17 protein-coding genes are annotated in these 18,843 nt (G+C 67.7%); 8 read left to right on the top strand and 9 right to left on the bottom strand.

Annotated elements, in window-relative coordinates:
• Window positions 1-8: 8 nt before the first annotated feature.
• The 4 genes from DDE10_RS03340 to DDE10_RS03325 form a co-directional block, all read right to left on the bottom strand.
• Window positions 9-1,754 (bottom strand): CHASE sensor domain-containing protein, encoded by a 1,746-nt coding sequence (locus tag DDE10_RS03340; RefSeq protein ID WP_114951270.1) that lies wholly within the window; start codon window positions 1,752-1,754, stop codon window positions 9-11.
• A complete protein-coding gene (locus tag DDE10_RS03335) occupies window positions 1,751-2,287 on the bottom strand; it encodes a TOL_0243 family YfiR-like periplasmic protein (protein WP_162806254.1) in 537 nt (178 codons plus the stop codon). The genes DDE10_RS03340 and DDE10_RS03335 overlap by 4 nt, the downstream gene beginning before the upstream one ends.
• A complete protein-coding gene (locus DDE10_RS03330; RefSeq protein ID WP_162806252.1) occupies window positions 2,284-4,212 on the bottom strand; it encodes a TonB-dependent receptor plug domain-containing protein in 1,929 nt (642 codons plus the stop codon). Before DDE10_RS03330 ends, DDE10_RS03335 begins: the two co-directional genes overlap by 4 nt.
• 154 nt (window positions 4,213-4,366) lie before the next feature.
• Entirely contained in the window at window positions 4,367-5,770 is a 1,404-nt protein-coding gene (locus DDE10_RS03325; RefSeq protein WP_114951267.1) for a M20/M25/M40 family metallo-hydrolase, read from the bottom strand.
• Between the two features lie 104 nt (window positions 5,771-5,874).
• Here DDE10_RS03325 and ettA point away from each other — a divergent pair, with 104 nt between their 5' ends.
• Entirely contained in the window at window positions 5,875-7,554 is a 1,680-nt protein-coding gene (gene ettA, locus DDE10_RS03320) for an energy-dependent translational throttle protein EttA (protein ID WP_114951266.1), read from the top strand.
• A gap of 114 nt (window positions 7,555-7,668) precedes the next feature.
• Here the strand turns inward: ettA and DDE10_RS03315 are convergent, their stop codons facing one another.
• Together DDE10_RS03315 and DDE10_RS03310 are read right to left on the bottom strand one after the other, a co-directional pair.
• Complete coding sequence (locus tag DDE10_RS03315; protein ID WP_114951265.1) at window positions 7,669-8,106, bottom strand: GNAT family N-acetyltransferase; 438 nt, start codon at window positions 8,104-8,106, stop codon at window positions 7,669-7,671.
• A gap of 98 nt (window positions 8,107-8,204) precedes the next feature.
• Window positions 8,205-8,789 carry a PAS domain-containing protein gene (locus DDE10_RS03310; RefSeq protein ID WP_284734416.1) on the bottom strand — a complete coding sequence of 195 codons (585 nt, stop codon included), beginning with the start codon at window positions 8,787-8,789 and terminating at the stop codon, window positions 8,205-8,207.
• Between the two features lie 100 nt (window positions 8,790-8,889).
• Between DDE10_RS03310 and DDE10_RS03305 the strand changes: the two genes are divergently transcribed.
• The 3 genes from DDE10_RS03305 (at window position 8,890) to DDE10_RS03295 (ending at window position 11,586) form a co-directional block, all read left to right on the top strand.
• Window positions 8,890-9,462, top strand: coding sequence for a CAP domain-containing protein (locus tag DDE10_RS03305; RefSeq protein ID WP_114951263.1), 573 nt, complete (start codon window positions 8,890-8,892; stop codon window positions 9,460-9,462).
• A 124-nt stretch (window positions 9,463-9,586) separates the two neighbouring features.
• Window positions 9,587-10,993 carry an amino acid permease gene (locus DDE10_RS03300; RefSeq protein WP_114951262.1) on the top strand — a complete coding sequence of 469 codons (1,407 nt, stop codon included), beginning with the start codon at window positions 9,587-9,589 and terminating at the stop codon, window positions 10,991-10,993.
• Window positions 10,993-11,586: a peptidylprolyl isomerase gene (locus DDE10_RS03295; protein WP_114951261.1), complete on the top strand. Its 594-nt coding sequence runs from the start codon at window positions 10,993-10,995 to the stop codon at window positions 11,584-11,586. The genes DDE10_RS03300 and DDE10_RS03295 overlap by 1 nt, the downstream gene beginning before the upstream one ends.
• 16 nt (window positions 11,587-11,602) lie before the next feature.
• On the opposite strand, the gene DDE10_RS03290 is transcribed toward DDE10_RS03295, so the two are convergent.
• Complete coding sequence (locus tag DDE10_RS03290; protein WP_114951260.1) at window positions 11,603-12,241, bottom strand: carbonic anhydrase; 639 nt, start codon at window positions 12,239-12,241, stop codon at window positions 11,603-11,605.
• 86 nt (window positions 12,242-12,327) lie between these two features.
• Between DDE10_RS03290 and lipA the strand changes: the two genes are divergently transcribed.
• Complete coding sequence (gene lipA, locus DDE10_RS03285; protein ID WP_114951259.1) at window positions 12,328-13,311, top strand: lipoyl synthase; 984 nt, start codon at window positions 12,328-12,330, stop codon at window positions 13,309-13,311.
• 8 nt (window positions 13,312-13,319) lie between these two features.
• A complete protein-coding gene (locus DDE10_RS03280) occupies window positions 13,320-13,802 on the top strand; it encodes a type II toxin-antitoxin system RatA family toxin (RefSeq protein WP_114951258.1) in 483 nt (160 codons plus the stop codon).
• Here the strand turns inward: DDE10_RS03280 and DDE10_RS03275 are convergent.
• A complete protein-coding gene (locus DDE10_RS03275) occupies window positions 13,742-14,275 on the bottom strand; it encodes a CinA family protein (RefSeq protein WP_114951257.1) in 534 nt (177 codons plus the stop codon). The genes DDE10_RS03280 and DDE10_RS03275 overlap by 61 nt on opposite strands.
• 2 nt (window positions 14,276-14,277) lie before the next feature.
• Entirely contained in the window at window positions 14,278-15,441 is a 1,164-nt protein-coding gene (locus DDE10_RS03270; protein WP_114951256.1) for a bifunctional 2-C-methyl-D-erythritol 4-phosphate cytidylyltransferase/2-C-methyl-D-erythritol 2,4-cyclodiphosphate synthase, read from the bottom strand.
• Window positions 15,442-15,505: 64 nt separating this feature from the next.
• Here DDE10_RS03270 and dusB point away from each other — a divergent pair, with 64 nt between their 5' ends.
• Together dusB and DDE10_RS03260 are read left to right on the top strand one after the other, a co-directional pair.
• Window positions 15,506-16,504, top strand: a complete 999-nt coding sequence (dusB, locus tag DDE10_RS03265) for a tRNA dihydrouridine synthase DusB (RefSeq protein WP_114951255.1) — start codon at window positions 15,506-15,508, stop codon at window positions 16,502-16,504.
• 149 nt (window positions 16,505-16,653) lie between these two features.
• Window positions 16,654-18,843 carry a sensor histidine kinase gene (locus tag DDE10_RS03260; protein ID WP_284734415.1) on the top strand — a complete coding sequence of 730 codons (2,190 nt, stop codon included), beginning with the start codon at window positions 16,654-16,656 and terminating at the stop codon, window positions 18,841-18,843.

The raw sequence follows: 18,843 nt of genomic DNA, 5'->3' as shown, positions 1-18,843 counted from the left end.
CGCGTCGTTCAGCTCCGTTCCTGCCTGTCGCGCAGCGCCTGGTCGAGCGCGGAGGAAAGCGTCTCCAGCCGGTAAGGCTTGAGGATCACCGGGCGTCCCCCGGTACCCGTCTCGGCAATCTCATCGCTATAGCCGGTGGTGAGGATCACCGGCAGCTGCGGCTGCTGGGCGGCCAGGACTTCGGCGAGCTCCAGGCCGCTCATTCCGGGCATCACCACATCGGAGAAGACGGCGTCGAACGGCTCCCGGGCGGCTAGCTCGAGCGCTTCTTCCCCCGTCCGTGCCCAGCGCACCTCATGGCCGAGCTCGCTCAGGAGCGTCTGCGCGAACTCGCCCACTTCCTCATTGTCCTCAGCGAGGAGAATTCGACCCGTGCGGCGCGGCTGCAGGCGGCCGACCCTGGCTTCGTCGCGATGGTCGAGGGCGTCGCCGCTGAACGGCAGCAGCAGAGTCACGGTGGTGCCGACGCCGGGCGTGCTGGAGATGCGCACATCGCCCCCCGACTGCGTCGCGAAACCATAGACCTGGCTGAGCCCGAGCCCGGTGCCCTTGCCCATGCTCTTGGTCGTGAAGAAGGGCTCGATGGCGCGGCCCAGCGTTTCGGCGTCCATGCCGAAGCCGCTGTCCGTTACGAAGATCGCCACCATATTGCCGTCTGCGCCCTCCTCGCGAAGCGCCGTACCGATGGTCAGCGTGCCCCCGTCAGGCATCGCATCACGCGCATTCACGGCGATGTTGAGCAAGGCGGATTCCAGCTGGGCCCGGTCCGCCTCGACGGCGCAGCGGCCGGCCGTCAGGTCCGTCGCGATCGCGATGCGCTCGCCCAGCGTCCGGTCGAGCAGGTCGGTCATGCCTTGGATCAGGGCATTGACGTCGATCACCTCCGGCTGGAGCGGCTGCCTGCGGGCAAAGGCGAGCAGTTGGCCGGTGAGGGCAGCGGCGCGGCTCGAGGCCTGGACGACTGCATCGGCGAAGCGGATCCTCTTCGCCTCGTCGAGTCCGGGCCGGCGAAGCATGTCGGCCGACCCCTGGATGACCGTCAGCAGATTGTTGAAGTCGTGGGCGATCCCGCCGGTGAGCTGGCCCAGTGCCTGGAGCTTCTGCGACTGGCGAAGCTGGTCCTCCGCGCGCGTCCGCTCGGTGATCTGGACCTTGAGCTCGGCATTGGTGGCGACCAGCGTGTTGGCCCGCTCCTCGAGCTTGCGATTGGCGCGCCGCAGGGCGTTCTGGCCGATGCCGAGGACGATGATAACGAGCGCCGCCATCACCACCAGCAGGCCCATGACCATGTAGCGATTGAGCCGCCGAGAGACCGGCTCGGCATCGGAGACCAGCAGCACCGATCCGATCCGTTCGCCGCTGCTCTGGACCGGCACCCGGGCAGTCAGAACCGCCTGGCGACTCGGCTGCAATTGCGTCAGCTGGCGCGGGGGATCGGTGCCGTCGCGGCCGTAGCCCGCGACCAACGCTCCGCCGAGATCATAGATGCCGACGGCGCGGACCTGCCGGTTGACCCGGATGGCGTCGACCGCTTCCTGGGCCGCCTGGGCATCGCCGAAATCGAGCGCAGCCGTCACGTTGGCGGCGAGGATCTCGGCCTGGACCCGGGTCTCCTGGACCTGGAAGTCGCGATAGGCGGCCTCGTTCTGGATGATGATCCCGATCCCCGAGAGCAGCAGCAGCGTCACGACCGCGACGATCGCGCCGGGCGCGTTGCTCAAGCCGCCGGGGATCGTGGTGAGCCGGCGTCTCATGTGCGTCGCTGCCTGACGCCGAGCGCCAATGCGAGCAGGCGGGAACTGATCGAAAGGCCATGTGCCTGGGCTTCCGCCTGGTCGATGAAGAAGCGCACGCGTCCCCCCGCGACGGTGAAATGGATCATGCCCCGCGTGGCCCCGGCGCGGCTGTCCGTGATGGTGAGAACGGGTTGGCCGCGCATCGCAAAGAGCATCTGGCGCGTCTCCTGCGCATTTCCGCCGCGTACGAAGGCGAGGTGACAAGCCTCGGATCCGGCGGCATCCGCCAGGCGGCGGACCGCGACCGTGCGCCCATCCACCTGCTCGCTCGCCGCCGCGCGATCGATCAGGTTGCCGAACTGATCCTCGCCGATGACGCACAGTTGCACGGGTTCTCGTGGTCCTGGATGTACTTGAGCCGGCCACTGCACATAGCGTGCGAATTTGGGAATGAACGCCGCTTTCACCGCATCCTCCGTCGGCTGGGCCACCGCCGGGGCGGCGACGCCGAGGAGCAGCAGCAGCAGCAGGAGGATCACGCGCGCGGTCAAAAGACGACCCTCGTGCCCGCGATGACGCTGCGGTGGGCAAGTTGGGCGCGGTCGGTGTCGTCGCTCTCGGCATGGCGACGGCGAAGGAGGTTGCGTCCGGCAATGAACAGCTCGACCTGCTCGTCCAGCCGATAGCCGAGCCGGGCATCGGCCTCGACATAATCGCCAATTCCCGGCCCGGAACGCGATTCGAGATCGCCCACCCAGCGCAGGCCCGCGTTGAGAGTCAGCCCCGGCGCAAGCGTCATCTGCGAGCGGCCGAGCAGCTGGTATTCCGGGTCATGGCCGAGCGAATCGCCGGAAGCGAGGTCCAGGTGCCCCGGTTTGAGCTCAAAGTCCTTCCAGAGGGTGGCAAGGCCGAGCGTGAGGCGCCACCAGTCGGCGACCTGGAGGCTGCTCCAGGCTTCGACGCCATAGCTGTGGCCGCGCCAGCCATTCCCCAGCCGTATCGGAAAAATGGCCGGATTCGTCCCCTCAGTCGAGCGGATATCGTCGTAGCGATTGAAGAAGACGGAGACGGAGAGGCTCGTCCGGTCGGTTGGCTGGCCGCGATAGCCCGCCTCGAACGCGATCAACTTCTCGGTCTCGAAATCGCTGGCGGCGATGAACAGGGGCGGCGCCTGGAGCTGGCGATCGATCCGTGAAGGCGTCCGCACGGCGCGCGACACCGCGCCCCAGAAGAGGGTATGCGGGTTCGGCTGCCAGGCCAGCCGGACATTGGGCAGGAGTTCTAGTCCCGAAAAGCTCGATTGCTCGGCCTTGAGGCCGATGATGATCGCCAGCTCCGGCGAAAGGGCGATCCTGTCCTGGACGAAGGCGTTGAAGACCCACAGCCGCCGACTCGCAGGTACCAGCTGGAAGGCATTCAGATTGTTGATGAACTCGTCGCGGGTGGTGCGGATGCCGGCGCCGGCCACGAGGTCGTGGGCACCGGCCCGCCCATTATACTGGGCTTCAAGATCGAACGTCTGCAGCGAATCGTGCGCCAGCAGGAAGTCGCGCCGAAAATAATCGTAATAGCCCTGCACGCGCAGCGACGAGGTCCGGGAGAAATCGTGCGACCAGCGGCCGAGGAGGTTGTGCCCGCGATCGCCGTCGCCGCGCACGCCGCCCGTATCCGTCTCGAAGACGTCGCCCTGGACGGTGACGTGATCGCTCTCACCGGCAAAATCGGCACGGAAGCCGCCCTGGACTCCCTCGAAGCGATCATTGGCCTCGGGGCCGACACCGCGGGGGAGTCCGTCGCGATGAAACCAGGTGCCGTAGACGCGGATCGCGCCGTCCGGCCCTACCGGCGTGCCGAAGCGCGCGACGGCGCTTTGCTCATTCTCCCCGGCGGCGGCCCTGACCATGCCGCCGATCGTGTCATGGGCGGTGCGGGAGTTGATGCTGACGACACCGTTGACGGCATTCGGTCCGTACAGCGTTCCACCGGGCCCGCTGATCACCTCGATCTGAGCGATGTCCTCGATCGGGCGGTTGTGCAATTCCCAGAACACGGTCGAGGCGAGCGGCGAGTAGACGGTCCTCCCGTCGATCAGCACGAGCAGTTTGTTCGACGTTTCGACGCTGTTGAAGCCTCGGGCGGTGATCGCATATTGACGCGCATCGACCTGCTGGACCTGGAGATTGGGCGCGAGCCGCAGCGCCTCGGGGATCGAGAGAGCAGCCGAGGCGGCAATCTCCTCGCCGGTAATGACATAAAGAGCGGTGGCGGCGCTGCTCAGCGGCTGGTCCTGCTTGGTCGCTGACTGGACGTTGATCTGCGCCAGCTCCTCGATCGAGAAATCGGACAGGTCCTGAACGGCGGCGCTCGCCGCGACCGCGACCTCGGTTGACTCCTGCGCCGCGGCACTCGCAGCGGTAGCCGCCAGCGCGACGGTGCCGCACCCGGTCAGGAGAACCGTCAGTCGCACAGGCGTCACGCGTCCTTCAAAGGTCGCCCCCCGGCGCCGCTTCCTTCTGTTCGGAGGAGGCGGCGAGGTCAAGGCGCGGAGGATCTTGGGCGACCTCGCTCCACGGCCTGACGTTCGGGCGACCGCTTTCGCCCCTCGGCCGGGCGGCGGCGGTCCCCTGGCTTCACTCTCTTCGGGCCGGGATAGCCTCGATCCGCTCGGGCGCGTCAGCGGCGACGGCCAGCAAAGCCGTCCAGGCGGCGACATTCTGCCGGAGCTGGCCCGGGTCGACCTTGTCGAGCGTATCGTCCGGCGTGTGGTGATAGTCGAAATAACGGGTGCCGTCCTGGTTGAGGTCGATAGCCGCAAAACCGGCCCGGGGCCATTCGCCGAGATCGGCTCCGGCATTGGCCGGGTCGCGGCCGCGCACGATGCCGAGCGGGGCGAGGAGGGCCGTGATCCGGTCGGCGAGCGCCGAATTGGCGGGCGCGAGGTTGAAATTGACCCGCCAGATCCGGTCGGCGCCGAAATCGGACTCGCCGACGAGGACGACGTTGCCGCGCTCCCGGTGCAGGCGGAAATGGGTCTCGCCGCCGCCGCCGCCGACCTCCTCGGCGCCGAACAACACGACCCGGATCGTCCGGCGGGGGCGGCCCGCCTGCATGATCCGATGCGCCGCGGCGGTGGTGATGGCGACGCCGGCAGCATTATCGATCGCACCGGTGCCCAGGTCCCAGCTGTCGAGATGGCCGCCGATCGTGATGATTCCGGCCTCGGGATCGGTTCCGGGCACTTCGGCGACGACGTTGCCGGACATGTGGCGGCCGGTGTTGCGAGGCGTCAGGACGAGCCGCATCCGCACCGGACGGCCCCGCGCGAGGATGCGCTGAAGCTGCTCGGCGTCGGGGATGCTGAGCGCGGCGGCCGGGATCGGCCGGGCTCCGTCGGCCCACATCTGCACCCCGGTATGAGGGTTGCGGTGATAGTCCGTGCCGATCGAGCGGATCACGATTCCTGCCGCGCCCTTGCGCGAGGCGATGGACGGTCCCTGCCGGCGCGGCGCCCCGAACTGACCATAGCCCGACCCGTCCTGGGTCGGGGTCATCCCATGGGTGATGAAGACGATCTTGCCGCGGACGCTCTCGTCGCTCGCCGCCTGAAGCGCGGCGACGCTGTCGAAGCCGATCACCTCGGCCTCGATGCCGCGCGCGGGAGTGGCACCGCTATTGCCGAGCGCGGTCAGGACGAGCGGCTGGGGGAAAGGGGAGAGGATCTCGGCGCGTTCCTGGCCGCGTACCCAGACCGGCATTTCGAACGGCTCGATCCGGACATTGCTGAAGCCGAGCTCGGTCAGCCGCCGCACCGCCCATTCGCGGGCGCGCCCCTCGGCTTCGGTGCCGGCCTGGCGCGGCCCGACCTCGGTGGTGAGCTCCTCGACCAGCGTCCAGGCGAGATTGTCGCTCAAGGCGGCGTCACGCAGTTGCGCGGCCTGCTGCCCGACCGTCGCCTGCGGCGTGGATGGCGAGGGCTGGGCGGAGGCGGGGACGGCGGGAAGGGCGAGGGCAGCGGCGAGGATCAGCTTGTTCATGTCGAGTGGCTTAAGTGGCAAGCCCCCATTTGCCAATCCCGCCCGGCGCTACTAGGTAGCGGCCCGAAATCCGTACAACGTGAACCTGTGGAGACGAGCGCCTCATGGCCGCCCAATACAGCTTTGTGATGAAGGGTCTGAGCAAGACCTTCCCCGGCGCGAACAAGCCGATCCTGAACGACGTCCACCTGCAATTCTATCTCGATGCCAAGATCGGAATCGTCGGACCCAACGGCTCCGGCAAATCCACTTTGATGAAGATCATGGCCGGCCGCGACAAGGAGTTCGTCGGCGAGGCGTGGCCGGGCGATGGCATCCGCGTCGGCTATCTCGAGCAGGAGCCGCAGCTCGATCCCTCCAAGACGGTCAAGGAGAATGTCATGGACGCGGTCCGGCCGGTCGCGGACATGATGGATCGGTTCAACGCGATCAGCGCGATGATGGCCGATCCGCCCGAAGATGCCGATTTCGACGCGCTGATGACCGAGATGGGCGAGCTCCAGGAGAAGATCGACGCCGTCGACGGCTGGACGCTCGACAACCAGCTCGAGATAGCGATGGATGCGCTCCGCTGCCCGCCCGGTGACGCCGCCGTCACCAACCTTTCCGGCGGCGAGAAGCGCCGGGTCGCGCTGACCCGCCTGCTGCTCGAGAAGCCGGACATCCTGCTGCTCGACGAGCCGACCAACCATCTGGACGCGGAGAGCGTCCAGTGGCTCGAGAAGCATCTGATCGACTATCCGGGCAACGTCATCCTCGTCACCCACGACCGCTATTTCCTCGACAATGTCGTCAACTGGGTGCTCGAGCTCGATCGCGGCCGCTACTACATCTACGAAAGCAATTATTCGGGCTATCTCGAGAAGAAGGCGAAGCGCCTCGAGCAGGAGGAGCGCGAGGAGGCGGGCCGCCAGAAAGCGATCAACGACGAGCTCGAATGGATCCGGCGCTCGCCCAAGGCGCGGCAGGCCAAGTCGAAGGCTCGCATCCGCGCGTTCGACGAGCTGGTCGAGGCGCAGGAGAATCGCACGCCCGGCAAGGCCCAGATCCTCATCCAGGTGCCCGAGCGCCTCGGCGGCAACGTCATCGACATCAACGGCGTCTCCAAGGCCTATGGCGATAAATTGCTGTTCGAGGACCTGACCTTCAGCCTGCCCCCGGGCGGCATCGTCGGCGTCATCGGGCCGAACGGCGCCGGCAAGACCACCCTGTTCAAGCTCATCACCGGCCAGGAGCAGCCGGATTCGGGCGAGATCAAGGTCGGACCGACGGTCCATCTCGGCTATGTGGACCAGTCGCGCGACCATCTCAGCCCTAACAAGAATGTCTGGGAGGAGATCTCGGACGGTCTCGACGTCTTCCGCTTCGGGAAACACGAATTGGGCACGCGCGCTTATGTCGGCGCTTTCAACTTCAAGGGTCCCGACCAGCAGAAGAAGGTCGGCCAGCTCTCCGGCGGCGAGCGCAACCGCGTCCACCTTGCCAAGATGCTGAAGGAAGGCGGCAACGTGCTGCTTCTCGACGAGCCGACCAACGATCTCGACGTCGAGACTCTTCGCGCCCTCGAGGAGGCGCTCGAGAATTTCGCCGGCTGCGCGGTGATCATCAGCCACGACCGCTTCTTCCTCGACCGCTTGGCGACTCACATCCTCGCCTTCGAAGGCGACAGTCACGTCGAATGGTTCGAGGGCAATTTCGAGGCCTATGAGGAGGACAAGCGCCGCCGCCTCGGTCCCGAAGCCGACCGGCCGCACCGGATGAGCTACAAGAAGCTGACGCGGTAGCTCGCATCAGGCGAGAAGTAACAGCGTCAAGCTCTTGTTAATTATGGGCCATTGCGGGCGGCAGGGTGAGAGGATGAGGTATCCGTCGCCTCGGCAATCGGCGAATGAAGGGCGTCAGACCGGAAACTCGTACCGGATGAAGCCCTTGTACGTCGCCACCTTGTCGTACAGCGCCCGGGCCGTCTCATTGTCCTCGGCGGTGAGCCAGTAATACCGGCTCGCTCCGCGCGCCCGGGCTGCCTCGGCCACCGCCTCGATCAGTGCGCGCGCGACGCCGCGGCCACGGACGCCCGGAGCGGTGAACAGGTCCTGCAGGTAGCAGGCCTCGCCGAGCCAGACGGTCGGATGGAAGAGATAGTGGGCAATGCCGACCAGCCGCCCGTCGAGATGGGCGCCCAGCCCGAAAATGACCTCGGCGGCCATCAGCCTTGACCAGGTGCGGCGATAGTCCTCGTCGGAAGGATCTTCCCGATAGAAGGCCTTGTAGCCGCGCGCGAGCGGCTCCCACTCGGATTGCTGATCGGGTCGAAGGGGAGCGATTTGCGGCGTCATGACGCCACTGTAACGAAACGGCCGGTGCCGCCAAGCCTCCGATGGTGTCCGGCGTCGTCGTGGCGGTATCGGTAGGGAAGGCGCGCGGGCGCCGCCGGTCACGCCGAAAGAGCGCTCGCCTGCTCCTCATACTCCTGGGCCATCAGCGTCAGCGTCGACACGGTGCGCGTGTCGGTGACCGACTGGGCGAGCCGGCGGCAGCGGAGCGCCTGCGCGCGCAACATTTCGGCCTGGCGGGAATCCGTGATGTCGATGAGAAGATTGACGGCACCGACGACCCTGCCGTCGGCATCGACGGCCGGCGTGGGGAACGGCGTGAAAAGGACGCGGCTGCCGTCCGGGCGCTCCGCGACGGCGACGACGCCGCGCACCGGCTTTCCCTGGCGGATGGCGACGGCCATGGGGCATTCCTCGTGAGGCAAGGGCGTCCCGCATTCGGTGTAGAGCCGCCATGTGACACACCACCGATCCTCGCCGGGCGTCGGCCTGCGACCGGCAAAATCGACGCAAGCCTGATTGTACCAGGTTACCCAGCCCTCGGCGTCGGTGAGATAGACGGGCGCCGGCAAGGCGTCGAGACGCTCTCGCAGTTCGGCGTCACCGGCCTGGAGATAAGTGACGGCGAATTCGACGATTTCGTCCGGCGTCGGCGTAGCGACAGGCTGGAGCTGGACTTCTGACACGATAGCTTCCGGAAAATTCCCCCGCGTGAGCTGGATTAACTCAGGTCAAACCCCGAAGTTCCGATGCAACGCACACTTTTCTGCCCTGGTGGAGAGCCTGATGCCACCTAGATCGTATCACTTGCTCCTGCTTGCCTCGCTCATGCTCGCCGGCTGCGGCGGCTCGCGGCCGCCTTGGGCCGATGGTGCCATGGTGCGCAGCGAGGCGCCGGCGGATGCGCCGCCACAGGACCTGCGCGACCTGCCCGGCCGTCTGACCGCGCTCCACAATCGCGAGCGGTCCGCAGTCGCGGCCGCGCCGCTGCGCTGGGACACCTCGCTCGCCGCCGCCGCGGCCGCTTACGGACCGGCTCTCGAGCGTCTCGGCCGCCTTGCCCACTCGCCAGTCGAAGGGCGGACAGGGCAAGGCGAGAATCTCTGGATGGGTACGCGCGGTGCCTATCCGGTCGATCAGATGGTGGGAAGCTGGGCGGCGGAGCGGCGGCTCTTCGAGCCCGGCACCTTCCCGGAGGTGAGCCGCAGCGGTCATTGGAGTGACGTCGCCCATTACACGCAGATGATCTGGCCGGCGACGGTGCGCTTCGGCTGCGCCGTCCATAGGTCGGCCCAGTGGGACTTCCTGATCTGCCGCTACGCGCCCGCCGGCAACGTCGTGGGGCAGAGGGTGCCCTAGGCCGGCAAGTCTTCCCGCGCAGGAAATCGGTTTGCCCCTTTCGCCGCATCGGCGTCCCTTTTCCCCTTGTCCCGCCCCCGCAACCCGCCCCAAGGTTCCCCGCACGAAACGGGGAGGGTGCCGCATGGCTCGCTGGAACACGCGCAAGGCAATTCTCAGCCACGAGGACCTTCCCGAGGAGCATCGCCTCCATCGCTCGCTCGGCTGGCCGCATCTCATCGCGCTCGGCGTGGGCGCGATCGTCGGAACCGGCATCCTCACGCTGACCGGCGTGGGCGCGGCCAAGGCCGGCCCGGCGGTGATCCTGTCCTTCCTGATCGCCGGCGTGATCTGTGCCGCCGCCGCGCTCGCTTATGCCGAGATGGCGACGATGATCCCGGCCTCCGGCAGCGCCTATACCTACACCTATGTCGTCCTTGGCGAGCTGCTCGCCTGGTTCGTCGGCTGGAGCCTCATCCTCGAATATTCGCTGGTGGTCAGCGCCGTCGCCGTCGGCTGGTCCGGCTATGCGGCGCCGCTCCTGCACGCCTGGCTGGGATTCCCGCTGGCGTTCACCCAGGGACCCGAACTGGGCGGAATCGTCAATTTGCCGGCGGTGTTCATCATCGCCGTGGTCGCCGGCCTGCTCATCTACGGGGTGCGCGAGAGCGCCAACGTCAACGCCCTTCTGGTCGCCGTGAAGATCGTCGCCCTCGGCGTGTTCGTCGCCGTCGCCTTGCCCTATTTCGACGCCGCCAATTTCGATCCTTTCATGCCGTTCGGTTTCCCGAAGAGCGGCCCACCGGGCGCCGAGGTCGGCGTCATGGCGGCTGCCGCGATCATCTTCTTCGCCTTCTACGGCTTCGACGCGATCGCCACCGCGGCGGAGGAGACCCGCAATCCGGAGCGGGACCTGTCGATCGGCATCGTCGGATCGATGATTGCTTGCGTCCTCATCTATATCGCCGTGGCCGGTGCCGCGATCGGGGCGCTCGTTTATACCCGCTTCGCCAACAGCCCGGAGCCGCTCGCCCTGATCCTGCGCGAGATCGGCAGGCCTGGGGCAGCGACCTACCTCGCCGCCTCGGCGGTGATCGCGCTGCCGACCGTCATCCTGGCTTTCTTCTATGGCCAGAGCCGCATCTTCTTCGTCATGGCCCGGGACGGGCTGCTGCCGCCGGCGCTCGCCAAGGTGTCGGGCCGCGGATCGCCGGTGCGGATCACCCTGTTCACGGCGGTGATCGTGGCGCTGCTCGCGGGCGTGGTTCCGCTCGCGGAGCTCGCCGCTCTCGCCAATGCCGGCACGCTCACCGCCTTCGTCTTCGTCGCGATCTGCATGCTGGTCATGCGGCGGCGCGATCCCGATCGGCCGCGTGCCTTCCGCACCCCCTGGGCCTGGCCGGTAGGCGGCGTCGCCATCGCCGGCTGTCTCTATCTCTTCTACAGCCTGCCGCAGAGCACCCAATTGTGGTTCCTGGGCGCCCACATCTTCGGCTTCGCCCTCTACTTCTTCTACGGCGCGCGAAAGAGCCATGCCGGGAGGATCGCCTGATGTGGCGCATGTTGATCCTGTTCCTGGCCGCCGCCCTGACCGCGCCGGCCATGGGGCAGACCGGACCCGCCGCGCCCGCCCGGGTGGCGCTCGAGACCAGCGCCGGCACGATCGTCATCGAGGTCGATCTCGCGCGGGCCCCGGTCAGCGCCGGCAATTTTCTCCGCTACGTCGACGCGCGCCGGCTCGACGGCATGGAATTCTACCGGGCGATGAAGACCGGCGAGGGCAGGGGTCTGGTCCAGGGCGGAGTCCGCGATGCGCGCAAGCTGTACCCGCCGATCGCCCACGAGCCGACCAGCGAGACCGGGCTCTCCCATGTCGACGGCGCGGTCTCGGTGCCGCGCTTTGCGCCGGGAACGGCCCAGGGCGACTTCACCATCATGGTCGGCGACCAGCTCTATCTCGACGCCGGCCCCGGCTCGGCCGGCGACGGCTTGGGCTATGCCGTCTTCGGCCGCGTCGTCGAGGGCATGGATGTGGTCCGCCGCATCCTCGATGCCCCGACCTCGCCAACCGAAGGGGAGGGCGTCATGCGCGGGCAGATGCTCGACCCGCGCATCCGTATGGTGACGGCTCGGCGCCTGCCGTAGAGTAGAATCGAATATTTTATGCGGGCGCGAAGACGCCGCTCTGCGCGTCCATCACGTGGAGCGTGCCGCCGTCGATGGCGAACCAGGCGCCGTGCAGCTTCAGCCGCCCCGCCGCCTCGCGCTCGGCGACGAAGGGGAAGGTTCTGAGATTGGCGAGGGAGAGCCGCACGCCCTCATGCTCCATCTCGAGGAAGGCGGCGCGGTCGAGCTCCGAATGGCGCGCGCGGATAGCCTGGCGCGCAGCGCAGAGCATGCCGATCCAGCGGGCGATGAATTGTCCTTCGCCATGGCCGGCATCGTCGAACTGGCCGGTCAGCGCTGCCGCGCAGCCGCCGCAGAAGCCGTGCCCCATCACCACGACGTCCTGGACCTGGAGCTGGGTGACCGCGAATTCGAGCGCGGCCGAGACGCCGTGATAGGCGCTGTCGCGCTCGAACGGCGGCACCAGGTTGGCGACGTTGCGGACGACGAAGATCTCGCCCGGCCGCGCGTCGAAGATCTGCGAGGGATCGACCCGGCTGTCGGAGCAGGCGATCACCATCACCTTGGGATTCTGGCCCTCGGCCAGTTCGCGCCAGCGTTCGCGCTGGGCAGCCCAGGCGGTCTCGCGGAAGCGACGATAGCCGTCGATCAGTGCTTCGAAGTCGGCGGGCAAGGCATAAACTCCCTGTTGTCCGATCGGCGCCTAGCGAGCCGAGGGCAGGGGTGGCAAGTCGGCGGCGACATCGCTATCTCGCCGCCATGAGCGAAGCCGACCCGATCGCCGTGCCCCTGCCGGGGGCGCCCGAGCGCAAGAACCGCAAGCCCGACTGGATCCGGGTCAAGGCGCCGACCGGCGCCGGGGTCGCCGAAACGCGCAAGCTCATGCGGCGACTCAACCTCGCCACCGTCTGCGAGGAGGCGGCCTGTCCGAATATCGGCGAGTGCTGGACCAAGAAGCACGCGACGGTGATGATCCTCGGCGACACCTGCACTCGCGCCTGCGCCTTCTGCAACGTCAAGACCGGCATGCCGCGCGCCGTCGATCCGATGGAGCCCGAGCATGTCGCGGTCGCCGCCGCCGAGCTCGGTCTCAGCCACATCGTCATTACCTCGGTCGACCGCGACGATTTGCCCGACGGCGGCGCGATGCAGTTCGTCCGCGTCATCGAGGCGCTGCGCCGGAACGCCCCCGACACGACGATCGAGATCCTCACGCCGGACTTCCGCAACAAATCCGAGGCCGCGGTCGAGCGGATCGTCGAGGCGCGGCCGGACGTCTACAACCACAATCTCGAGACGGTGCCGCGTCTCTATCCGACCATCCGCCCCGGCGCCCGCTATTATGCGTCGCTGCGGCTGCTCGAGAGCGTCAAGCGGCACGATCCCACCATCTTCACCAAGTCCGGCCTGATGGTCGGCCTCGGCGAGGAACGGCTCGAGGTCCATCAAGTTATGGACGACATGCGCTCCGCCGACGTCGATTTCCTGACCATGGGCCAGTATCTGCAGCCGACGCCGCGCCACGCCAAGGTCGAGGCCTTCGTCACCCCCCAGGCCTTCTCCGCTTATGCCGCGATCGCCCGCGCCAAGGGGTTCCTGCTGGTCGCGGCCAGCCCGCTCACCCGCTCCAGCTATCATGCGGGTGACGATTTCGCGAAGATGAAGGCCGCGCGGGAAGCCAAGATGGCGGCCGCCGGCCGGCATGCCGACGTCGTCCGCGGTCTCGAAGGGCCAGGGCGTTAGGCGAGCCGATGCCCCGTCATTCGGAAAAGCGGCATCTGCCCTACAGTCCCGACCAGCTTTTCGACCTGGTCGCCGACGTGAAAAGCTACCAGGAGTTCCTGCCCTGGGTGGCTACGGTGCGGGTCCGCTCCGACAGCGAGACCGAGATGATCGCCGATCTCGTCGTCGGCTTCCGCGCTCTCAAGGAAACCTTCACGTCGCGCGTGAACAAGCGCCGGCCCCATCAGATCGACATCGATTATATCGAAGGGCCGCTCAAATATCTCCATAACCACTGGAAGTTCGAGCCCGACGGCCAGGGCGGCACGATAGTCGATTTCTGCGTCGACTTCGCCTTTCGCAGCCGAATCTTCGAGACCTTGGCCGGCCAGATGTTCGATCGGGCGCTGCGCCGGATGATCGGCGCCTTCGAGGACCGCGCCCACGTCCTCTACGGCGAGGGTGCGGTGGCCGAGGGAAGCAGCAGCTCGAGCGCGCACCGCGCCGCCTGAAGCCGCACGCCCGCGCGGCCGAGGTCGCCGAATTCCCGGAGGTCGGCGATGATCTGCTTGGGATCGCCGTCGCGCTCTGCCCGGGCAAAGACGACGGTGCCCACCGGCTTCATCTCGCTCCCCCCGGTCGGTCCGGCAATGCCGGTGATCGCCACCGCGACATCGGCGTCGGTGCGGTTGATCACTCCCTGCGCCATGGCCCAGGCGGTGGCGACCGAGACGCTGCCGAATGTCTCGATCACCTCGGCGCTGACGCCGAGCAGTGAGATCTTCGCTGCGTTCGAATAGGTGACGAAGCCGGTCTCGAACACGTCCGAGCTTCCCGAAATCTCGGTCAGCGCCGCCGAGACGAGGCCGCCGGTACAGCTTTCCGCCACCGCGACCTTGCGGCCGGCGGCGCGATTCTCCTCGATCACCCGTCGCGCGAGGTCGTCGAGCGCGTCGGGAAGCAGGAAGTCGCGATGTTCGGTCATGGTCACTCCGGAAGGCGAATGGTCGCGATGGCCTGGACGGCTATGCCTTCGCCGCGGCCGGTGAAGCCCAGCCGCTCGGTCGTCGTCGCCTTCACGCTAACCGACTGGGCCGGAAGCCGCAACAAACCGGCCAGATTCTCACGGATACGTACCCGGTGCGGCCCGATTTTCGGTGCCTCGCAGACGATGGTCGCATCGACATGGTCGATGCGACCACCCGCCTGCTCGACCAGTTGCCGGGCATGATCGAGGAAGAGGGAAGAGGCTGCGCCGCGCCAGCGCGGATCAGTCGGCGGGAAATGGTCGCCGATGTCGCCGGCGCCGACGGCGCCGAGCAGGGCGTCGGTGACGGCATGAAGGAGCACGTCGGCGTCGCTGTGGCCGATCAGGCCGCGCGCATAGGGGATTTCGATCCCGCCGAGCCAGACCGACGATCCCGAGCCGAAGGCATGGACGTCGAAGCCCATGCCCGCCCGGCTGACCAGGCGCGGACCGGGCAGTATCTCGGCCCGTTCGAAATCGGCATCGTAAGTCAGCTTTTCGAGCATCCTGTCTCCCTCGACGACGGCCACGCTGAAGCCGGCAGCGCGTGCCATCTGGGCGTCGTCGGTCGCTTCGCCGCCGCTCCAGGCCTCGTGCGCCCTCACGATCGCCTCGAAGCGGAAGGCCTGCGGCGTCTGCACGCGCGCCAGCCCCTGGCGTGGGACGGTGTCGCCTAGCCGACCATCGGCCACGGCCAGCGTGTCGACGACCGGCAGCGCCGGCACCGCGCCGTCATGATCGTCGAGCGCGGCGATCAGCCGGTCGATCACCGCCGCGGGCAGGAAGGGACGGGCAGCGTCGTGGACCAGCACTCGGCCGACGTCGCCGTCGGCCGTCAGCGCGGCAAGGCCGTTGCCGACCGATTCCCGCCGGGTCGCGCCACCGAGGATGGGCGAACGGAGCGAAAGGTCGCCGACCGCGTCGGCATAGGCGGTCTCGTGGCCCGCGCCGATCACTACTCGGATCCCGTCGATGCGTGGGTGCCGCAGATGCGCGATCGCATGGGCGAGGACCGCCCTGCCGCCGATCCGCCGGTACTGCTTGGGCACCGCGCCTTCGCCGCCCGCGCGGATGCCGCTGCCTGCCGCCACCACCAGAGCGATCGTCTTTCCCTGCGCCTCCATCGCGCGCGCCCTAGCCCAGCCCGACCTTGTCGACCAGCGGCTTAGAGCCTATCTCCGCGGTCCCATGAGCCGCCTCGAACCCATCCAGATCGGCCCGGTCCGCATCGACGTGCCCGTGATCCTGGCACCGATGACCGGCGTCACCGACATGCCGTTCCGGCGGATCGTCAGGCGCTACGGTGCCGGGCTCACCGTGACCGAGATGATCGCCAGCCAGGCGGCGATCCGCGAGACCCGTCAGTCGCTGCAGAAGGCGGTATGGGATCCGGTCGAGGAGCCGGTGTCGATGCAGCTCGCCGGCTGCTCGCCGGTGGAGATGGCCGAGGCAGCGAAGCTCAACGAGGATCGCGGCGCGGCGATCATCGACATCAACATGGGCTGCCCGGTCAAGAAGGTGGTCAATGGCGAGGCCGGTTCGGCGCTCATGCGCGATCTCGATCTCGCCGCCCGCATCATCGACGCGACGGTGAAGGCGGTGGACGTGCCGGTGACGCTGAAGATGCGCATGGGCTGGGATCATGCCAGTCTCAACGCCCCCGAGCTCGCCCGCATCGCCGAGGATCTCGGCATCCGGATGATCACCGTTCACGGCCGCACGCGCTGCCAGATGTACAAGGGGAATGCGGATTGGGCCTTCATCCGCAAGGTGAAGGACGCCGTGCGCGTGCCCGTCATCGCCAATGGCGACATCGAGACCATCGAGGACGCCGACGCGGCGCTCGCCCAGTCGGGCGCCGATGGAATCATGATCGGCCGCGGTGCCTATGGACGGCCCTGGCTGCTCCGGCAGGTGATGCACTGGCTCCGCACCGGCCAGCGGCTTGCCGATCCGAGCCTCGACGAGCAGCTCGCCGTGATCATCGAACAATATGAGGCGATGCTGGAGCTTTACGGTCCGGTCGTCGGCGTCAATTGCGCCCGCAAGCATATCGGCTGGTACACGAAGGGGCTGCACGGCTCGGCCGAATTCCGCAACGCCTTCAACAAGGAAGCCGATCCGGCGCGGGCCCTGGCGATGCTTCGCGACTTCTACGCGCCCTGGCTGAGCCGCGCCGCGGCCTAGCCGCGCGGCCGGTGCGGCCTCAAATCGGACGGGATGAGGCGAAAGACTGTGTTCTTTCGGCCACATTGTTGTGCTAGAGCCGCAGCGTGAACGCCGAAACAGCGATCTCCGTCGAATCCCGTCCGCGCTGGCGCAGGCGCGCTTCGGTCTTGCTGAGGCGCCGCGGCCTCACCCCGCTGATCGAAATCGGCGCGGTCCTGGCGCTCGTCGTCACGGCAGCGGTCAGCTACCTCATCCTCTCCGGCTACAGCGACGCCGAGGCGCTGTTGACGCCGCCGATGGTCGCCGGGCTGCTCGTCGCCAACCTCGTGCCTGCGATGGCGCTGATGGTGCTGATGGCCCGCCGGGTGGCTATGCGGCGGGCGACCCGCTCGGCGATGGGAGGACGCGGCCGGCTTCACGTCCGTCTGGTCGCCTTGTTCTCCGGAATCGCCACGGTTCCGACCCTGCTGGTGGTGATCTTCGCCTCCTTCCTGTTCCAGAGCGGCACCGCTTTCTGGTTCTCCGATCGCGCGCGCGGCATGCTCGAGAACGCGTCGACCATCGCCCAGGAAAGCTATCAGCAGGAGCTCGATCGGGTCGAGGGCGAGACCCTGACCATGGCCGGCGACATCGGCGCCTTCCTTGCCGAATATTCCCCGGATAGCCCCGAATTCACCGAATTCTTCGCTCGCCAGGTCTATTATCGCAATCTGTCGGAGGCGATCCTGATGCGGGTGACGCCGGAACATGGCGTTCAGTCGCTGGCCCTGGTCGACCCCTACGACCGTTCGCTCGAGGATGCCGTCCGGCCCGAATTGCTGCGGCGGCTGACCGGGGACCGGCTCAGCATGGCCTTCCAGGACCAAGACAGGATCGGCGCGATCACGCGCTTTCCGGCCGGGAGCGACACCTATCTTTACGCCGCGCGGGTGTTCGACGAACAGCTGATCGAGCAGATCAATCGCGGTGCGGCGGTGCTCGCCGACTATCGGGCGCTGACCGAGCGGTCGCGCAACCTCCAGCTGCGCTTCAACGCCATCCTGCTGCTGGTGTCGCTGCTCATCGTCGCCCTCGCGATCTGGATCGCGCTCAAGCTGGCCGACCGTCTGGTGCGGCCGGTGGGCGAGCTGGTCGACGCCGCCCGCCGGGTCACCGCCGGCGAGCTTTCGGCGCGGGTGCCGACGTCCGCGGTCAAGGACGAGATCGGCACGCTCGGCGACGCCTTCAACCGGATGACCCATCGCCTCGAGGAGCAGACCGGGGCGCTCGTCGCCGCCAACGCCCAGCTCGAGAACCGGCGCGCCTTCACCGAAGCGGTGCTGGCCGGAGTGACCGCCGGAGTCATCTCCGTGGACGACGACCATGTCGTCCAGTTGATCAACAGCTCCGCGGAATCGCTTCTGAAGACGGGCGGCCAGAGCCCGGTCGGCCAGAAGCTCGCCGACCTCGCGCCCGAACTCGATCGCCAGCTGACCGCCGAGGCACGCGAGGACATCGTCCAGTTCGCCTCGCGCGGGGAAGCCCGTACCCTGGCGGTGAAGACGGTGAAGGTGAAGGGCGGCCACGTCCTCACCTTCGACGACATCACCGAGCAATTGCTCGACCAGCGCCGCGCCGCCTGGTCGGACGTCGCCCGCCGGATCGCGCACGAGATCAAGAATCCGCTGACGCCGATCCAGCTCGCCGCCGAGCGGCTCCAGCGGCGCTACGGCACCGAGGTGCAGAGCGATCCCTCCACCTTCGAGCGGCTGACCGGGACGATCGTCCGGCAGGTCGGCGACCTCAGGCGGATGGTCGACGAATTCTCCTCCTTCGCGCGTATGCCCAAGCCGGCCTTCCGCACCGAGCCCCTGGGCGAGATCGCGCGTCAGGCCTTGTTCCTGCACGAGGTCGCCCATCCGGACATCAGCTTTACGCTCGACTCGCCCGATCCGGCGCCGACCCTGGTCTGCGATCGCCGACTGCTCGGCCAGGCGCTCACCAACGTCGTCAAGAATGCCGTCGAGGCGATCCAGCAGAAGCGCGAGGAAGCCGGCCCCGGCGAGGGAGGGGACGCGGTCGCGATGACCTTGCGCGACGACGCGGGCAAGATCGTGATCGAGGTCGCCGACACCGGCATCGGCCTCCCGGCCGAGCGTGGGCGGATCACCGAGCCTTATATGACGACGCGGACCAAGGGGACCGGGCTCGGCCTCGCCATCGTCAAGAAGATCGTCGAGGAGCATTTCGGCCTCATCGAGTTCGAGGACCGCGATGGCGGCGGCACCCTCGTCCGCTTCCGTTTCGACCGTGAGGCGCTGGCGCGGCTCGAAGCGGCCGAGCCGTTGGCCCCCGAAGACATTGTAGCGAGTGGTTGA

The organism is Sphingosinicella terrae, from assembly GCF_003347635.1.
GTDB lineage: Bacteria > Pseudomonadota > Alphaproteobacteria > Sphingomonadales > Sphingomonadaceae > Allosphingosinicella > Allosphingosinicella terrae.
The sequence above is the reverse complement of the archived record's forward strand: the minus strand, read 5'-3'. Positions and strand labels throughout refer to the sequence as shown.